This window comes from Nonomuraea sp. NPDC004702 (genome assembly GCF_053601695.1).
The window spans coordinates 15,498-31,261 of sequence record NZ_JBSGCE010000061.1 but is presented as its reverse complement, the minus strand read 5'-3'; the positions used below and the strand labels follow the sequence as shown (position 1 = coordinate 31,261).

The window sequence follows — 15,764 nt, the reverse complement described above, 5'->3', positions numbered from 1 at the left end:
GGTCCGCGAGTTCGGCCGGCGCGCGTACCAGGGCCATCCGGTCCCAGCTTAGGGGGACACTCTAGGGTCCGCCCGGCGGCAGTCACGGCCTCAAACGCTCACCCAGCACCGCCGCCGGTCGCGGCGGGGCGAGAAGGTCAGGCCGGCGCTCCGGTTCTCGCTGCGGGTAGCGCCCCCAGACGTAGTCCCTCGGCAGCGAGTTCGACACCGGTCTCCACAACCAGTTCTCGCACGGCATGGCCACGCATGGCGGCTTCGTTGAGTCCCTCATGGCGCTCAGGAGGCTCCGCCCTCAGGGCCCGATGGAACACACGGAACCATGACCATCGCCGACTGGCGGCAGGTCATCACGCGGACCCGGGATCCTGGTGCGACCATGGGCCGGTCCATCGAGGGGCGAGCCGTCGCTTCACTCGGCGTTGACCGAACTCGTGCGGCACGCGCTCGACAGCGAGATGAACGTCGAGATCTACACCAATCTCCTCCACGCCACACCGGCGATGTGGGAGACCTTCCGCCTGCCGGACGTCCGGATCGCGACTTCCCATTACCCGGACCGGACTGACGAACACGAGGCGATCACCAAACGTCCCTCCCACAAGGTCATCGCAAAGAACATCGTCCGTGCTTGTGAGTCGGCCTTCCACTTCCCGTGGGTGTGATCGGCGTACTCGAAGGGCAGCGCAGTCAGCGGAAGCAATCGCGGTTCTCGAAGATCTCGGGACGACGATGTCGGCTACGACGACATTCGGGAGGTCGGACGCTGCGTTCCGGAGAACGGGCCGGGCCTCGATCAGTTCTGTGGCAGGTCGGAAATCATCAGATCGCCATCTCGCCCACAGGCAAGGTGTGGCCGTGCGAACTCCCCTGGTTGCACCCGATCGGCAACATTTGGCAGCCTCTGGCCAATATCCGCACGAGCCAGCAGCTCGGGGAGATCACGCGCCGGCTGCGGAAAGCCTTCGAGGTAGGAGGCAATGCGGGCCTGATGAAGGCGATTCAAGGTGCGGCCCGTCATGTAGCCCGGCCTGCTCACCGCAGTCCAGACCCTCTGCGGGCCGCGTCCGGACGGTAGCCCCTCCTACGGGTCATGTGGGCCGGACAAGCGGCTGTGCGAATCTAGCAGGAGCAGTAAGCCAATCAGTGCCGTCCTACCAGGCAGGAAAAGTCTGCGTGACCAGCGAACATCATGAGTCGAGCGGTCAGCGCGCGTTCCTGCGTCGTGTGCTCCGTGAGGGGGCGACGGGGTTCGGCGTAACCCTCACCGGTGATGTGGTGTTCGGCTGGCGCGACCGCACCATTGGATCGGCCGCCACCTCCAGCGGCGGCCGATTCTGGTTGCGTGCCACAGCTGAGCATCAAGACTGGACTCAGTGTGAGGCATGGACGGGCAACCTCGACGCGGCCGACATCCAGGGCTTGCCGAAGCCGGAAGTCCTCGCGCGCATGGAGTGGGACGAACCGCCGGTCGGCATCTACGCCGAACTGATGACCTACGTTCCAGATAAGCCCTGCTCTGCTACGTCTGAGCTGCTACAGCCCTTCTCCGCTCCCGGCACGTGGTGGGCAGATCTGCGGACGGCGCTGGACAGGTTGGCCGCGCACCCTACCAACCGGGGCGAACACGCCCCGGACACTGTTGTGGGCAGGCTTGAAGACTTGTACGCGCGCCGCTTGGATCTGCCGAGCCCGACCTTGCGCACCGAGCACACTGATCTGCACTGGGCCAATCTAACCAGCCCACGATTGTGGATCTTGGATTGGGAGTACTGGGGGACCGCCCCGGCTGGGTACGGTGCGGCATTGCTCTACTGTCACTCGCTCCTCGTGCCGGAAACAGCCGACAAGGTGCACAAGGTGTTCGCCGACCTGCTGGACACGCCCACCGGTCTTGTCGCTCAGCTCAGCGCCGCAGCTCACATCCTCAGTCGTGGCTATCGTGTGGATGACTACGGTGAACTGCGACGCCCTGTGCGGGCTCACGCGCATCGGCTCCTGGACGAGGCGGAGAGGAGGTAATGGTGCTGTTGACGCGGCTTACGGCTTCACGCCTGCCGGGCGGCTGGTCTGGCGGCCTGCCTCCGGTGCGCTACCTCGTCGAGCATGGGCTGACCTTCACTCGTCCGGTTACCTTCCTGGTGGGCGAGAACGGGTCAGGGAAGTCAACGGTGGTCGAGGCCATTGCCGATGTGTGCCGCATCAACTCTGAAGGCGGTAAGGCGGGGACGAAGTACTCCTCGACGAGTGACCTCACACCGCTCGGGGAGGTCCTTGATGCCGAACTCACGTCCACGGGATTGCGGCTGCTGCACGGCTCTCGCCCCAAGCGACGCGGATTCTTCTTCCGCGCCGAGACACTGTTCAACCTTGGGCAGAGCGTGTCAGGTATGCATGGCTTCTGGGAAGACGACCTCGCGGAGCAGTCCCATGGTGAAGGGTTCTTCACTGTGCTCGAACGTATGGTGCTGGGACCGGGGCTGTATCTGATGGATGAGCCTGAAGCGGCCCTGTCGTTCCAGTCGTGCCTACGCTTGGTCGCGCTCATGAACCGCGTCGCGGGAGAGGGTGGGCAGATCATCTGCGCGACCCATTCGCCGATTGTCGCCAGCCTGCCGGGTGCGCAGATCATCGAACTGGGCGAGGACGGCATTCATTCGGCAGGGTGGGAGAGCCTTCAATTGGTTGACCACTGGCGACGGTTCCTCGCCAGGCCGGACTTCTACCTGCGATACGCGCTGGACATGGACTGAGACGGGAACGGACGGCATTCGTCGGCTGGCCTGCCCAGGAGTTCGGAGCTGGCGGTCGAGGGGACGTGCGGACAGATGAACTTGGGCTCGGTTGGTGAGGCTGGGGACGTTTCCTGGCGATACGGCCTTCGCGTGGTGGTGAGCGGCAGGCCGGCGACATGGCCTTGAGTCGCGCGGAGGGCGAACGTAGTGAGTGCGGCCGGCGCTGACGGGGCGGAAAGTTGATCATGGAGGGTTCTGCGGCGCCACTTGTCGATCTTGAATCCTGGGCGTTGGGCGATAGAGAACCGGAGGATGAATGGATTGGGCCCCTGACGTGATCCTGATTAATGTTGGGAGAGGCGGCATGATCGCCGTCGCCGAGGACCTGCCAGAAGGGGCCTACACCCCGACGGCATCGCTGACCGCGAGTCGTCCTGCGGGCCAGACTTCCGTCGCCTCGGCGCGAGTGGGGGTCGAGGTGCTGCGCCGCTTCGGCGGGCACGCTCCGCGCGCGTTGCTGGGCGGACAGTTAACATCTGGTACGGGCAAGAGCACCCGCTTCACGGTCACCTACACGGAAGACCGTGCAGCCGCCTCGTGCCCGAGCATGTTGTGGAAGCGGCCGTACGCGGCGGGCCTCGCCGCGGAGTTCGCTCCGGCGGTTTTGGAGGGACTTGTCGAAGATGCCGGGGCACTTCCCGCGGGTGTGCTGCTGGTGGACCGAGCGGGCGTGATGAGGTGGCGGCTTCCGAGTGGATCTTCAGGCAGGCGGCTGTGATGCTCCGTGGCGCGCTGTCGGCAATCTTGCGGGGAGCGGATCTCGAAACCGAGATCCGCTCTTTGGCCGTGAATTGGTGATCTCGGCACCAACCGACGCGGCCCATCGCCTTACGGACAACAAGGCGGGACTGTGAGCGGTCATGAGGGAATGGCTCTGGCACAAAGATCGTGATGTGGTCACGGTGAGTGAGCCGTGCCAGCAGAATCCGCTTGGCTGAGCAGGTCGAGGTTCGCGCGGCCGACCATCTGCCGCTTGAGGGCCTTGACGCGGCACACATTGCCCTCAACGGCACCGCTGCTGTGACGTAGGGGCAGCCCGTGGGTGACGGAGTCTTGGTCGCGGGCGACGCCGCAGCCGAAAGTGCGCAGGGCGGGCAGGCTGTCAGTCTCGACTGCGGTGAACCAGACTTCTAGGTGCCGGGCGCAGGGGAGGCCAGTCATCATCTGGGCGAAAGCGGTGACATGCTCGGCGAGGCGGGCCAGGACGGTGTTGTGGTCCTTGAGCTGGGAGAGTCGGGTGGTCTCATCCTCGGTGAGGATGGCTTAGCTGTTGTGGCTGGATGAGTTGTCGGTGATGTAGAAGATGGGAGCGGTGCCAGGATCCGCATCCTGGATGTTGGCGAGGAACCGCTGGTAGTAACGGCCGCCGCAGGACAGGGCACTCTTGACGACAGCCTTCCCGGCTCGTCTGGGCAGGATTGATATCGCGCCTACCGGCCCAGCCGGGCCCGGCTGCCGGTTGCCGAAGCCTCGTCGCGGGCTACAGGGCTCATCGCCACCAGCCACCGCTCTTGACCCACGGTAATAGTCTTATCTCTACTGAGCCGTGAAGTTGTCAGGAGGTCGAAGTAAGGAGGAGGGGCCGGAGCTGTCGGGCGAATTCGATGGCGTCGGCGCGAACGTCCCGGCCGGGAGCTCCTCGCTCGATCCTAATGGACAGCAATTTGATTACGTCAGGCGTCCACGCGAGGACATAGGCGCCCACCGGGGCCCCTTCTTTATCCTTGATCAAAGCACTGAACCCGGGCCCTAGATCATTCGGCAGTGAAATCCCTTCGTCGATTGATTTGGTGTATTCCAGATTCTGGATGGGCGTAGGCGTGGGATTATGCAGCTCGATCAGCATTCGCACAGGGTCTGACACACTCGTTGATGCCGTCACCTGGCAATATCCGAAGTATGAAACCGACTCCGTGCCATCCGTGTAGAAGTCATCCAGGCCCGTGGCGCGAGCAATAGCGGCGCGGGAGATGAAGCCGCATTCGCGAGGCTCGGCGGTTACGTTGCCCAATGGACGCCGATCCTGCTGCGGAGGAGAGCATGCAGGCGCGATCAGAAGAGTGGCTAGTACGGCTGTTAACAGGGCTCGGTCGCTCATTCGTTCTCCTTGAGACGAAGCACTTCTATTCTATTGCCGCAGGTCAGGAGCGGTGGCTGGTGAAGATGAGTCCGGTGGCCTGCGGCGAGGTCCGGATCTCCGGCGGCTGAGCCGGGCCGGTGGACGCGGTAACAGTCCTGCTCGGGAGAGCCGGGTAAGGAGGATGAAGGGCATACGGAACGTAACTTGTTCTTGTCGTCTCTGTCGGCGAAAAATTCCAGTGTTTCGATCGCGTTAGCTCTTCTGTCTAGGCGAAATCCTCCGTTGCGGCCATAAAGGCTAAGCGGTTCGGGTTCGGCGGTCGAGGCGCTTGCGAGTTGGGTGTCCGGGCGGGTGAACAGTGCGTCGAGGTCGGCTTGGCCGTGCGGGCGCCGATGGATGCCTTGGGTAGGTGGCGCTCCGGATCGGTTCGCGCCCTCATTCGAGCTCCGCTATCTTGGGCCGCCTGGTGCGCAAGGAAGACGCCGGTCGTCTCGGTCAGCGGCCGCTAGCCGGCGGGTTCTATTCCGCGGTCTCAGGACAAGGTGCCGAGCGGGCGAAAATGTGGTTCAGCAACTCTGGGACTACTTTTGCGCTATCGGTACCGAGACCAGTCTGCCCTCTGACCACGAGTGAGTCATCGCCCCATCCTTGGAGTGCCGCTCCGGCTCCTTTTACTCCTTGAACATCTCTCGGAACCGATGCATGACCTGCTCGGCTTCAGCCTCGCTGATCTCGACGAGTTGCTCGCTCGACTCGCCGCGTCGCCATTCACCGATCACTGTGTCGGTGTGCCACTGAAGGTCTTTCTGGAAGGTCTCGTCCACGATCCCACCGTCATCCAGAATGCGCCGCCGCGCTAGTCCACTGGGTTTTTGCCGGGTGTCATCTGTGAGCAGAAGCCCAAAGTATGTTACCGGTTCCGACATCAGACGATCCGCCATTCTTCTTCGCGGGAATGTCAGCAGCTCCGAGTGGCGCGGGAACCTCCTCCAAGATTTCCCTCTCGTACCCTTCAAGCGTTCGCCATCCTTCTAGCCCAGATAGATCTTAGTACTCACATACCTCGTGGCTGCCTCCTTGCCCGTCAACTCGATGGCGTATGGCGCTGGCGGTCGCGGCGGCGTTTCGGGCCTTTGGGAGAAGTTGCTGAAGGCAAACCAGTCGGACGGTTGGGGATTTCCGGGAACCGCTTTCGACGACCGGAACCAGTCGTAGGTGGTGGACGGCGAAGTCGGCGGTGGCGAACGGCGCCAGGATGGCGCCGTCGGGCAGTAGCGCGAGGACCTCTTCCGGGAGGGCGCCGCTGTCGCCGGTGGTACCGGCGACGATGAGCGGCTGGCGCGCAGGGCGTGGGCGGCGGTGCGGTAGGTGGCGTGCCCGGCCTCGGTAGCGGCGATGAGCACGAGCGGGTCGGGGTCGACGACGTGGAGTTGGCAGCCGTGCGCGTGCAGCGCGGCCGCGAGGCGCGAGCCGAGAGTGCCGTAGCCGAGCATGAGCACCGAACGGCCGATGGTCTTGATAGCTGGCAGCAGCGCCCGCAGGCGGCGCACGTATGCGTCGGCGATCTCGGGGTAGCCGAGTCGGGTCTTGACCGCGGAGCGGGCCAGGTTGCCCGCCGGGATGGCCAATGGTCCAGCGGCGGCGATGCGTTTGAGGCCGGAGACGGTCAGCTCCAGCGCCGCGTCGATGCGCCTGGGCGCGTCCGGGCGACCGTAGCCTTGGGCGATCAGACCGCCGTCGTCGATCACCAGGACCGGTCGTCCGGCCTGGTAGGCGGCATCGATGAAGGCGTCCACCTCCGCCAGCGCCTGGGCCAGGTCGGCGGCGTGGGTGTGTGGCCCGTTGATCGCCGTGTTGTCCAGCACGCCGCTGGCTCTGCCCAGGCTGGTCAGGGTGGCGTGGATGCGGTCGCGGTCGTGGGTCTGGTCGCCCTTGGCCAGTGCGAGATCCACTGGGGTGGGACGCCGCAGCGCTGAATGGCCAGCAGGAGGGCGAGGGTGTTTTCCACGTAGTGGTCGCGGACGATGACCGCCCAGCCGGACAGGTTCGCGTCGGGGGTGGCGTGGCGGGTCAGCAGGGGCATGGATGCGGTGATCTCGCGCAGTTCGGCCAGGTCGGAGCGGCGCGTCCGCTCGTGGAGCGGTGTGCAGGTCCTCGGCCGCGGCCTGGCCGCTGGGTGGGCGTCGATGAGGACCTGCAGACAGGGCTGATCGGGCAGGACATGGCCGAGAGTGTCGGGGCGTGTCGGGGTGGCGGGCCGCCAGCGCACGGTGAGCAGTACCCCGCCGGCGGGGTCGGTCAGCTGTAGGGGCGCCTGCGGGCCGGGACGGTGCAGCCGCAACTGATGGCGGGCGGCGATGGCGGCCGCTCCGGTCTCGATGACGGCAGCCGTGATCGGGCCGCCGACCACACCCCAGGTCGTGCTCCAGGCCGTGGTGGCATGGGGGATAGCGGTGTCGGTGGTCACGGGGACCTCCCTTAAAGATCTGAAGAGTCAGGCGGTGCGCGGACGGGCCGCGCGGGCGGCGTGTCAGACGCGGGTCAGGTCGGTCAGCAGCGTGTCGGTCTCGTCAAGGCGGTCCAGCAGGACGGCGGCGGCTTGGTGGCGCAACAGCCAGAACCCGTCCAGCGCCTGCTGGTCGAGGCCGGGCTGGAGGTAGTGCTGCTTGACCCCGTACAGGCTGGTGAGCAGTTGCAACAGGGCGACGCGGCCGCAGGCGCGCACGTCGGCGGTAGGGACCGCAGGGTGGGCGGTCAGATAGCCGGCCACGAACATGGTCGCGGCGGCCGGCCAGTCGGGAGAGGCGGTGACGGTGTGCGGGTAGAAGACCATCCGGCCCAGGTCATAGGCCGCCAAGAATGGGACGGGTGGCGCGTAGTCGAGTACCGCGGTCAGGGCGTCGCCGGAAAACAGCAGGTTGACCGGGGAGTAGTCGCCGTGGATGAGCTGGCTGGTCAGGTGCTCCGGCAGGTCGGCCAGCAGGGCGGGGACGCGGATAAGCATGGCGCGCCGCTCAGTGAGGGTGCGCCGACCTTGTTCGTCGAACGCGTCGGCCTGGCCTTCGCGACGGCGCTGCTCGATGAGTGCCAGCAGGCGATCGATGGTGGCGCGCAGTCCGGGCAGGTCCGCATGGCGCCAGGCGTGGACGGCGTCGTGGCGGCCGCCGATGACAAGACCGGGGTTGGTGGTCAGGTCGGCGAAGGTGGCGTGGAGCTCGCCCAGAGTGCGGCCGGCCGTGGCCAGCTGAGCCGGGGCCAGGTGGGGACGACGTGGCCGGGCATCCATCGCCAAACCGACACCGCCATGGCGCTGCTGGTGTCGATGACGTCGCCGTCCTGGTTGGTCAGGATCGGCGCGCCGGGGATGCCCGCCGGCAGCGCGGCACCCGAGAGCCGGATCGCGCCGCGCTCGTCGTCCAGGCGGGCCTGGGCGGGGTAGCGCTTGACGAACACCTGCCGCCCGTCGGTGAGGCTGCCCCGGTAGTTGATGGTGACCTGGCCGATCGGCTGGCGGACGATGTCGCTGGCGGTCAGGGCGTACCGGTCGGCCAAGACGGTGGCGATGGTGTCCTGTTCGAGCGGGGTGGCCACGATGACGTCCTCAGGCACGGCGGTTCTCTCCTCGGTAGGCGGGCTGCTGGGTGAGCCGGCAATACAGGTTCTGGTAGGCGGCGCCGATGGCTCGCCAGCGGATTGTTGCGTCGTCGGTGGGCGGCCGAGCGAGGGTAGGTCCGGCCGCTTCGGCAGCGGCCAGCGCCGGGCCCGGCCCGTCGGCGGACGCGTACAGCCGGGCAGGCCTCCCGGCGGTCATCTCGGTGATGGCGGGTAGGCCGGGGGCGATGACCGGGGTGCCGAAGGCGAGCGCGGTGCCGACCGAGCTCGGGTGCAGCACGTCCGTGAAGAACCGCCACGGCCCGTCGGTGCGGTAGGGGCACAGGGCGGCGTCGGCCGCCCGATACAGCAGCGGCACATGCTCGGGCTCGACACGCTGGGCGTGCAGGAGGATGCGTCCGCCGCTGGCGTCGGCGAGTTCGGCCAGGCGGGCCAGGGTGTGCGCGTCGCGGCCGGGCCCAGCAATCAGCAGCCGGGCCTGCCTTGTGGCCTCCAGGAACGCGGCCGCGGCCTCGGGCAGGCCCTTGTAGGTGGTGAGATTGCCGACGATCAGCACCGCATACGGCGCATCTCGCAGATAGCGGGCCAGCGCGCGAACGTCGGAGGGCGGCGGGCCGACGGCGGGAGAAGCGGTCAGGCCCGCCCATCCGGCCACGATGATCGGCGCCCGGGTCAAGGTGGCCAGGTGAGCGGCATCCGCACGGGTATGGGTCACAACTACGTCCGCGAGCTGCAGCACCCCGTGCGCGGCCTCCCGGTCGGCCTCGACCGGGGGGCCACCGTTGATGGGCAGCAGGTTGTGCACCGTCCACACCAGGCGCCAACCGCCCTCGCGCAGCTCGGCCAGCCGCTCCAGCATGGCCGCGGCCGCCTCTCGGGTGCGTCGGCCGTCGGTTGTGTAGAGCCGCTTGAGCTGATGCAGGTTGACCACGGCGGGGCCTTTTGGCTGGATGGGCAGCCCTTCCAGGCTCGCCACGGCCTGGTCGTGCCCGAGCCGAAGAAATGGCCCCGCTCGTCCTACATCCGTTTCCAAGCAGCGTGCTGGAGAACCTGGACCGGCTTAGAGACTACCGCGCGATCGTCATCAAGGCTTCGCGGGCCGGCTGTCTCAGCCCTCGGCCTCTTGTAGAAACAGGCGGCCAGCGGATCACGCGGCGGTGGTGGTACGGCCAGCAGATCGGGCCAGGGGTGGTGGAATCCCGGAGTCGGATCTATGTAGTTGCATATTCCTAGAAAGCTCGGTTTTGCGGACAAGTGGTGCCATGATCTCTGTGTCACGTTCCGACAAGGGGAATTCATGGTCAAGCCAGGCGGGATGCCGTTGCAGGTTCGCCATGTCGCGGATGCGCTTCGCATGGAGTTCGACGGTCTGATCCACATGGCCGATGCGACGAAGATGTCGCCGGAGGAGTACGAGCGGAAGTTCCTCAGCCGAGCGTTGGCTGCCTTCGTGGCTCGGCGGCTTGCCGATCTTACTCCGGAGCAAGCCGCCCATGCTGTCATCGACGGTGCGAACGACGTCGGCATCGATGCGATCGCCTTCGCCGACAACGGTCTCCACCTGCTCTTGATTCAGAGCAAATGGAAGGACAGGGGAACCGCTGGCTTCGGCATCGACGATGCTCGCGCATTCTGGGATGGGCTGACCTCCATCGACCAGCAGAAGTTCGAACGGTTCAACGAGCGGTTCGAGGCGCACGCTGAGCAGGTCAAGGCTGTCCTTACCGACCCCCGCGGCCGCATCACCCTTGTCGTCGTGCTGATGGGTGGCGGGACACTTTCGTCGGCGGTGCTGGAACGGTTCGACGCTCTGAAGAGTGAGTTCAACGCCGGCTTCGATAAGAAGCTGGATCACGACGTATGGTCCTTGCAGCGAATTTGGGAAGCGGTGCGCGATGGGCTCGCCGAGCCGCCGATCCAGTTAAGCGCCCACATGGATGAATGGATCCGCATCGGCGAGCCCTACGACGCCTACCAAGGCCGGGTATCGGCGGTGGAAATCGCTCAGTGGTTCGATAACCATGGGGACCGGCTCTTCTCGAAGAACATCCGGCAATCGCTGGGGCTCACCGCAGTGAACCATGAGCTCGTAAGCACACTCGTCAACAGCCCTCACGACTTCTGGTACTTCAACAACGGGCTCACTGTTCTCTGCGAACGCGTGGAACGGAAGGCATGGAGTCTTGGCCACAAAGGGCCGGCAGAGGTTGTCATGGAAGGCGCAAGTGTGGTCAACGGCGCCCAGACCGTGGCAGCCATCGCGGAGGCGTCTCGCAGAGCTCCGGACGGGGTCGCGGAGGCTTACGTCGGCCTCAAGGTCATCAGCACGGGGAACTGTCCCGAAGGCTTCGGCAACTCCGTGACGCGGGCAACGAATGTTCAGAACCGGGTCGAGCAGCGGGACCTTGTTGTCGCATTGGACTCGGCTCAGATCGCGATCCGTGAGGACTTCGCTCTCTCCCTGGACAAGACCTACACGTTCCGGCGAGGCGAGCCAGACCCTCTTCCCGAAGCCGGCTGCTCGGTGGTGCAGGCAGCCATCGCTCTGGCGTGCGCTCACCGCAAAGTCGATTTGGCCATCCGTGCGAAGCGGAGCACGGACCTGCTGTGGGAGGCCGAAACCTACGCCCTTCTGTTCAAGCCGGCGCCCACGGCGTTCCAGATCTGGCACTCATACCTCATCATGAGAGCCGTAGGCGCGGCGCTCCAGGGCGCCAAGACGAAGTGGACAGGGCGGGCCCGAGCCGTCGCGGAACAGGCCGACTTCCTCATCACCCACATCGTGTTCAGGCGCATAGATCCGGAAGGCATCGACACACCTGACTACGACCTCGCGTTAGTGCTGGAGCGGATCCCGGAGTTGGTTGACTCCGTGCTGATCTGGTTGATCGCCTGCATCGACGAGGAGTTTGGCCCTACCTCCTTCGTCAGCAGCACGATCACGAACCCCGCACGATGCGCGCTGCTCGTCGATCTCGTAGTCGCGCGCATGGTGGACACCACTATCAGCCCGAATCTGCCATCCGACTACAAGCCGACGCCTCGCCCCAAACGGCAGCGACGACCCAACGCGGTCCCCACGCTGGTGGACGCTGGTCGAATTCAGGACGGCACCATCTTGTCGTTCGAGTACGCCACGAAGCCCGAACGAGAAGCCCTCCAGTTGTGGCTGGCTGAGGACTCGCGCCGAGGCCAAGCGGCCTGGGTCAACGACAGATCCAAGCCTCTCGCATGGGCGGTCGATGGGAAGAGATACTCGCCGACCGGTCTGGTAACGGAGATTTGGAACAGAGCAGGCTGGTCGCCGGACGTCCGCCCGGTCGCCGTACAGGGCCCCTCTCGCTGGTCGATCAAGGGAGAAGGCACTCTGTGGGAACTCGCACTCGATGTTCTCGCCAAGCAGGAGGAGGGCGATGACGGTCGTGCGTGACACGCGGAAGGTGCAAACGGCGGTGTTCGACGACCGGGACTCGGACGCCGGAGCTTCGCTTCCCGTAGACCCATGGTCGGCGGAGCGTTTTCGCGATCTCTATGAGGGCCGAACGTTCTGGTGCGGTCACCTGCTTCGCGGCTGTGGCCAGCAATTGAGCGTCAAGATCTACGATGACAGAGTCGCGCACTTCGCCCACCGGCCAGGACCAAGCATCACGTCATCGAGAGTGTGCGACCTTCATGATCGCGGCATCGCCAGCGCGGACCACCTTCACATCCACAATGGGCTGGCAGGCATGGTCCAGCAGCGCAGCCGCATGCCGCGTCAGCGGTTCGAGGGCATATTCAACAACCACGGCTGCTCCGAACTCGTGATCCGAAACCGGCGCGCGATCATTCAGGTCCAACTGGAGCCAATGCTTCCGGGAACCTGGACCGCCTGCGATCGCCGTCTGCGGGAGGAGAACGAGGGAGTCAGCTGGCTCTTCGGGCCCAGGGCATCTCATACGGCGGAACACGTGGCCGACCTGCACGGCTACGCTCTCCTCGTGCGCTGTGACCAGCGACAGGATCGCCGGGTCGTGCAGCTCGGGACGCGTACCGCCGATCGTCGAGTCGGCTGGTCTGATCTGCGCGAGTGTCGCATCACGGAGAACGGCATCATCACACCGGAAATTGAAGCCTGGCATGCGTCTCCACAGGACAAAGTGGAGCCATCCTGGCCAGTGGACTTCCTCAACGCCGTGGCTCGACCCCTTGCGCCTGTAGCGCGTCCTGTGGGAGGTCTAGGCATCGCGCCAGGAACCTGTGTGGTGCCTGTAGAGGTGCTCCCCAGGCAGGGCGGGGATGTTGTGCAAGCGCGAATCTTGGTGCCGGACCGGTTGACGTTCACGGTCGGAGAAGATCACGAGATCGTCGGCGTGTCGCAAGTCAAGCAGATCGACCGGCCTGAGCGGCCATGGGACGTCTTCGCCGAGGGCTTGCGCCCACTTGGCACGATGTCCGCCCCCACCCTTGCTCCCACGGAGATTGAACAACAGGGCAACGTGGAGCAGAAGCGAGCGGGGGCGGCCAGGCGGCCGGTTGCGGGCCCGAGTCCGAAGAAGTCCGTGCCCCGAAAAGCGATCACGCGAATGGAGATCTGGAAGGCGCGGGACGAGATGTACGACGTCCTCGACAAGATCAAGCACGCGAGGGAAGCCGAAGATGTCTCGCGGGTGGTTGAACTCCTGCGCCGATCGCGCCCAGTGCTGACAACGCTCGTCGGACATGACACGTGGTACAGGGCGCAACTGGGGCGAGCCGAGCGCTGGGTAGCGGAAAAACGGAAGCACGAGGCGCGCCAGCAGCAGGAGGTGGCTGCCAAGGCGGCAGAGAGCGCTCGCATGGAGGCCGAGCGAGCGCTCATCCGTGAAGCGCGTCGGCTTGAAGAATGGAACCTCCGACAGCAGCTCGACCAGAAGAAGGAGGAGGAGCGTCAAGCTCGCGCAAAGGAACTTGAGCGGGCGAGAGCCACACGCCGTGCTGAGGAACAGGCTTGGCGCGAGGAGGAGGACGAGATCCGTCGACTCAAGCTTCGCTACGCGTGGCCGTCGCCGCGTGCCGCAGCCCTGCCCTCTCGGCTTCGCGAGTTTCTCCAGCGTGTAGCAGCTCGGGGAGAGACGGTGACTTGGGTGTCGGTCGCGCGCAGTGTGAACGGAGCCGCCTGGCTCACCGGCGATGATTGGGTCTCGGTACTCGCGGCGATGGACCAGGACCGGAACAGACCGCTGCTCGCAGCTCTGATCACGATGCTGGACGGCTCGATGGACCCTGGTTTCGCGGACGTGCTGACTAGGCATGGTCGTCCGCGACCTGACAGTCCCTCGGAACTTCAAATCGTGTGGCGAGACGAACTCGAACGCCTCTACACAACGTACGGTGTGTAGGCGGATACAGCCATCTAGGCCCACCTTTCCGCCTCATCGCACGACTTCACGTCCGTCTTCTCCGATGGGTGGCGGGGCGCCCGGTGGGGAGAAGAGCTTGGCGGAGCAATGCTTGAAACCTGTGGATCTGACGGGAGGGAGTGCACCTTCCCGAATCTGATCAGGTATCTCAAGCAGGCCGACGCGCCAACGACGGTCGGGAAGGCACACCCAGATGCTCACCGTAGTCCCCGAGGCGCCCGCTGACGACCACGACCGCGCGACCGGCGACTCGTCGGCCTCGCTAATCGACCAGCTCGTGCGCGAGGGCGCCCGCGAGATGCTCGCCCCCGCATCGCGGGCCGAGGTGGACGCCGGCCTCGTCGCGTTCGCCGACGAACGCGACGAGGTCACCGGCGAGCGCAAGAGGTTGTCCTCGGCGATCCTGCCCGTCTGGTGCCGCAAGAGGCCGCGGCTCACCGAGACGCCGCCGCTCCTGTACCCGTATGGCCTGCCCAGGGGCGATTTCGTCCCCGCGTTGGGGCGGTTTCTCGGCTCGGCGGCGGGCCTGTCAGCCTCGGTGATCACGCGTGTCACCGAGACCTGGAAGGCTGAGCGGCGCGCCTTCGCGGCCTGTGACCTGTCCGGGGTGGACTACGTCTCCCTGTGGGTCGACGGTATCCACGTCAGCGTCCGGCTAGAGGAACACAAGCTGTGCCCGCTGGTGATGATCGGCGTGCGGGCCAACGGACGCGAGGAACTGGTCGCGCTCACCGACGGCTGCCGGCAGTCTGGCGAGTCGTGGGCGGGCCTGCCGCGCGACCGCGAGCGGCGCGGGACGCGGGCGCCGGTGCTCGCGGTCGGGGATGGCGCGCTCGGCTTGTGGTCCGCGCTGGGCGAGGTGTTCGCGCGGTGCGGTAGCGAGACATTCGCCAATGAGAACAGGGATTCTGGGGTCAGCGGCATCCCGTCCTTGAGGAGGATGCCGCAGACGAGGGTCAGCGCCCTGAACGTCCTGTCCAGGGGGTGGCCCGGGGCGAGCTCGTCGAGCTTGGTAAGGAACTTCTCCTGCGCTTCGGTATCGAAGCGCAGGGTTCCATGGCGACCCGGCCCCGCGCGAAGAGGTGGTTCAGCTCGGCGGTCGCTTCGGCCTTCTTCACGCGAATGAACTGGCCGGCGGGCCCGAGGGCGTCGCAGATCTCGAGCCCGCCGCCGCGCAGGCGAGCCGTGTGCACGGTGTTCTTGTCGAGCGGCACGTATCCGTCCCGGGCGGCGACCTGCTTGTTGTACCAGTCCTCGTCGTTCTCCTTGGGGCTGCGGCCCTATGGTCAAGGCGGCATCGTGACCTCGGTGGAGCGGGCGAGGAGTTCGGCGATCCGTTGCTCGATGACGGCAAGGTATTCCGCGCCGATCTCGTACCATCGCCGCTGCCAGTAGAAGTAGTGGAGGCTGCCCTCGGACACCTCGGCGGTGAGCCAGTGATCAGCGGGAACCTTACCGCTGATCAGTTCGTGGCCCTCCGTGTCGGCGAACATCTGGATGCGCCCGTCACGCAGGGCACGCAGGCGGCTCCCCGGCTGACGGTGTCGGACGGCTTCGACGAACTGGTCGATCTCGAGCTCGGTGTGGTACTGGGAGCGGCCGCCGAGCGTTACCTTGAAGGACTCCGCGACATTGTATCGGTCCCGGCAGACGCTGGGCACGGCCAGCGCGAGGAGGGCGCGCTCATCCCCGCCGAGCATGGCGTCGAGGCGCTCGTCAAGCCGCTGAACCTGCTCGGACTTCGGGAGGAGCGGCCGGACCTGGGCGATGAACTCGAACTCCGGCAGCGGGCTCGGCTGGGCGCAGGCCTCCTCGATCCGCTGGAGATCGTGGAGCAGGGAGGCGGGTGTGCCGCCGAGGGCAGTTTCACCGAACGGTCGTCGCCCGTGATGTGCGCGG

Annotated in this window: 15 protein-coding genes and 2 pseudogenes; 7 read left to right on the top strand and 10 right to left on the bottom strand. The window is 65.9% G+C overall.

Annotated features, from left to right (window positions below; translation table 11 throughout):
* The first annotated feature begins 419 nt into the window (after window positions 1–419).
* Window positions 420–662 carry a hypothetical protein gene (locus tag ACWEJ6_RS43320; protein WP_452431335.1) on the top strand — a complete coding sequence of 81 codons (243 nt, stop codon included), beginning with the start codon at window positions 420–422 and terminating at the stop codon, window positions 660–662.
* Between the two features lie 131 nt (window positions 663–793).
* Here ACWEJ6_RS43320 and ACWEJ6_RS43315 read toward each other — a convergent pair whose 3' ends face one another.
* Window positions 794–1,018, bottom strand: a complete 225-nt coding sequence (locus ACWEJ6_RS43315; RefSeq protein WP_452431334.1) for a hypothetical protein — start codon at window positions 1,016–1,018, stop codon at window positions 794–796.
* A gap of 155 nt (window positions 1,019–1,173) precedes the next feature.
* Here ACWEJ6_RS43315 and ACWEJ6_RS43310 point away from each other — a divergent pair, with 155 nt between their 5' ends.
* From ACWEJ6_RS43310 to ACWEJ6_RS43300, 3 genes are all read left to right on the top strand, one after another.
* Window positions 1,174–2,019 (top strand): aminoglycoside phosphotransferase, encoded by an 846-nt coding sequence (locus ACWEJ6_RS43310; protein WP_452431333.1) that lies wholly within the window; start codon window positions 1,174–1,176, stop codon window positions 2,017–2,019.
* Window positions 2,019–2,750 carry an AAA family ATPase gene (locus tag ACWEJ6_RS43305; protein ID WP_452431332.1) on the top strand — a complete coding sequence of 244 codons (732 nt, stop codon included), beginning with the start codon at window positions 2,019–2,021 and terminating at the stop codon, window positions 2,748–2,750. Before ACWEJ6_RS43310 ends, ACWEJ6_RS43305 begins: the two co-directional genes overlap by 1 nt.
* A gap of 346 nt (window positions 2,751–3,096) precedes the next feature.
* Window positions 3,097–3,510: a hypothetical protein gene (locus ACWEJ6_RS43300; protein WP_452431331.1), complete on the top strand. Its 414-nt coding sequence runs from the start codon at window positions 3,097–3,099 to the stop codon at window positions 3,508–3,510.
* Between the two features lie 179 nt (window positions 3,511–3,689).
* Here ACWEJ6_RS43300 and ACWEJ6_RS43295 read toward each other — a convergent pair whose 3' ends face one another.
* The 8 genes from ACWEJ6_RS43295 to ACWEJ6_RS43260 form a co-directional block, all read right to left on the bottom strand.
* On the bottom strand, window positions 3,690–4,052 hold the full coding sequence (locus ACWEJ6_RS43295; RefSeq protein WP_452431356.1) for a transposase: 363 nt from the start codon (window positions 4,050–4,052) through the stop codon (window positions 3,690–3,692).
* Window positions 4,053–4,347: 295 nt separating this feature from the next.
* Window positions 4,348–4,890 carry a hypothetical protein gene (locus tag ACWEJ6_RS43290; protein ID WP_452431330.1) on the bottom strand — a complete coding sequence of 181 codons (543 nt, stop codon included), beginning with the start codon at window positions 4,888–4,890 and terminating at the stop codon, window positions 4,348–4,350.
* 653 nt (window positions 4,891–5,543) lie between these two features.
* Complete coding sequence (locus ACWEJ6_RS43285; RefSeq protein ID WP_452431329.1) at window positions 5,544–5,696, bottom strand: hypothetical protein; 153 nt, start codon at window positions 5,694–5,696, stop codon at window positions 5,544–5,546.
* A 207-nt stretch (window positions 5,697–5,903) separates the two neighbouring features.
* Window positions 5,904–6,824, bottom strand: coding sequence for a hypothetical protein (locus ACWEJ6_RS43280; RefSeq protein ID WP_452431328.1), 921 nt, complete (start codon window positions 6,822–6,824; stop codon window positions 5,904–5,906).
* The gene (locus ACWEJ6_RS43275; RefSeq protein WP_452431327.1) at window positions 6,761–7,339 is read right to left on the bottom strand and encodes a hypothetical protein; all 579 of its coding nucleotides are present in this window, start codon (window positions 7,337–7,339) and stop codon (window positions 6,761–6,763) included. The genes ACWEJ6_RS43280 and ACWEJ6_RS43275 overlap by 64 nt, the downstream gene beginning before the upstream one ends.
* Window positions 7,340–7,402: 63 nt before the next feature.
* The gene (locus tag ACWEJ6_RS43270) at window positions 7,403–8,158 is read right to left on the bottom strand and encodes a phosphotransferase (protein ID WP_452431326.1); all 756 of its coding nucleotides are present in this window, start codon (window positions 8,156–8,158) and stop codon (window positions 7,403–7,405) included.
* On the bottom strand, window positions 8,062–8,481 hold the full coding sequence (locus tag ACWEJ6_RS43265) for a hypothetical protein (protein WP_452431325.1): 420 nt from the start codon (window positions 8,479–8,481) through the stop codon (window positions 8,062–8,064). Before ACWEJ6_RS43265 ends, ACWEJ6_RS43270 begins: the two co-directional genes overlap by 97 nt.
* The gene (locus ACWEJ6_RS43260) at window positions 8,474–9,460 is read right to left on the bottom strand and encodes a glycosyltransferase (RefSeq protein ID WP_452431324.1); all 987 of its coding nucleotides are present in this window, start codon (window positions 9,458–9,460) and stop codon (window positions 8,474–8,476) included. Before ACWEJ6_RS43260 ends, ACWEJ6_RS43265 begins: the two co-directional genes overlap by 8 nt.
* A 321-nt stretch (window positions 9,461–9,781) precedes the next feature.
* Here ACWEJ6_RS43260 and ACWEJ6_RS43255 point away from each other — a divergent pair, with 321 nt between their 5' ends.
* From ACWEJ6_RS43255 to ACWEJ6_RS43245, 3 genes and pseudogenes are all read left to right on the top strand, one after another.
* Window positions 9,782–11,914, top strand: a complete 2,133-nt coding sequence (locus ACWEJ6_RS43255; RefSeq protein ID WP_452431323.1) for an AIPR family protein — start codon at window positions 9,782–9,784, stop codon at window positions 11,912–11,914.
* Window positions 11,898–13,844 (top strand): hypothetical protein, encoded by a 1,947-nt coding sequence (locus tag ACWEJ6_RS43250; protein WP_452431322.1) that lies wholly within the window; start codon window positions 11,898–11,900, stop codon window positions 13,842–13,844. Before ACWEJ6_RS43255 ends, ACWEJ6_RS43250 begins: the two co-directional genes overlap by 17 nt.
* A gap of 214 nt (window positions 13,845–14,058) precedes the next feature.
* Window positions 14,059–14,730: pseudogene (locus ACWEJ6_RS43245) on the top strand (transposase); the annotation flags it as partial.
* Between the two features lie 91 nt (window positions 14,731–14,821).
* On the opposite strand, the pseudogene ACWEJ6_RS43240 reads toward ACWEJ6_RS43245, so the two are convergent.
* A pseudogene (locus ACWEJ6_RS43240) lies at window positions 14,822–15,682 on the bottom strand (DUF6119 family protein).
* Window positions 15,683–15,764 lie beyond the last annotated feature (82 nt).

Excerpts from the sequence above, each read along its gene's own strand:
- ACWEJ6_RS43315 (WP_452431334.1), bottom strand. The coding sequence starts at position 1,018 with ATGACGGGCCGCACCTTGAATCGCCTTCATCAGGCCCGCATTGCCTCC.
- ACWEJ6_RS43305 (WP_452431332.1), top strand. The coding sequence starts at position 2,019 with ATGGTGCTGTTGACGCGGCTTACGGCTTCACGCCTGCCGGGCGGCTGG.
- ACWEJ6_RS43300 (WP_452431331.1), top strand. The coding sequence starts at position 3,097 with ATGATCGCCGTCGCCGAGGACCTGCCAGAAGGGGCCTACACCCCGACG.
- ACWEJ6_RS43290 (WP_452431330.1), bottom strand. The coding sequence starts at position 4,890 with ATGAGCGACCGAGCCCTGTTAACAGCCGTACTAGCCACTCTTCTGATC.
- ACWEJ6_RS43270 (WP_452431326.1), bottom strand. The coding sequence starts at position 8,158 with ATGGATGCCCGGCCACGTCGTCCCCACCTGGCCCCGGCTCAGCTGGCC.
- ACWEJ6_RS43255 (WP_452431323.1), top strand. The coding sequence starts at position 9,782 with ATGGTCAAGCCAGGCGGGATGCCGTTGCAGGTTCGCCATGTCGCGGAT.
- ACWEJ6_RS43250 (WP_452431322.1), top strand. The coding sequence starts at position 11,898 with ATGACGGTCGTGCGTGACACGCGGAAGGTGCAAACGGCGGTGTTCGAC.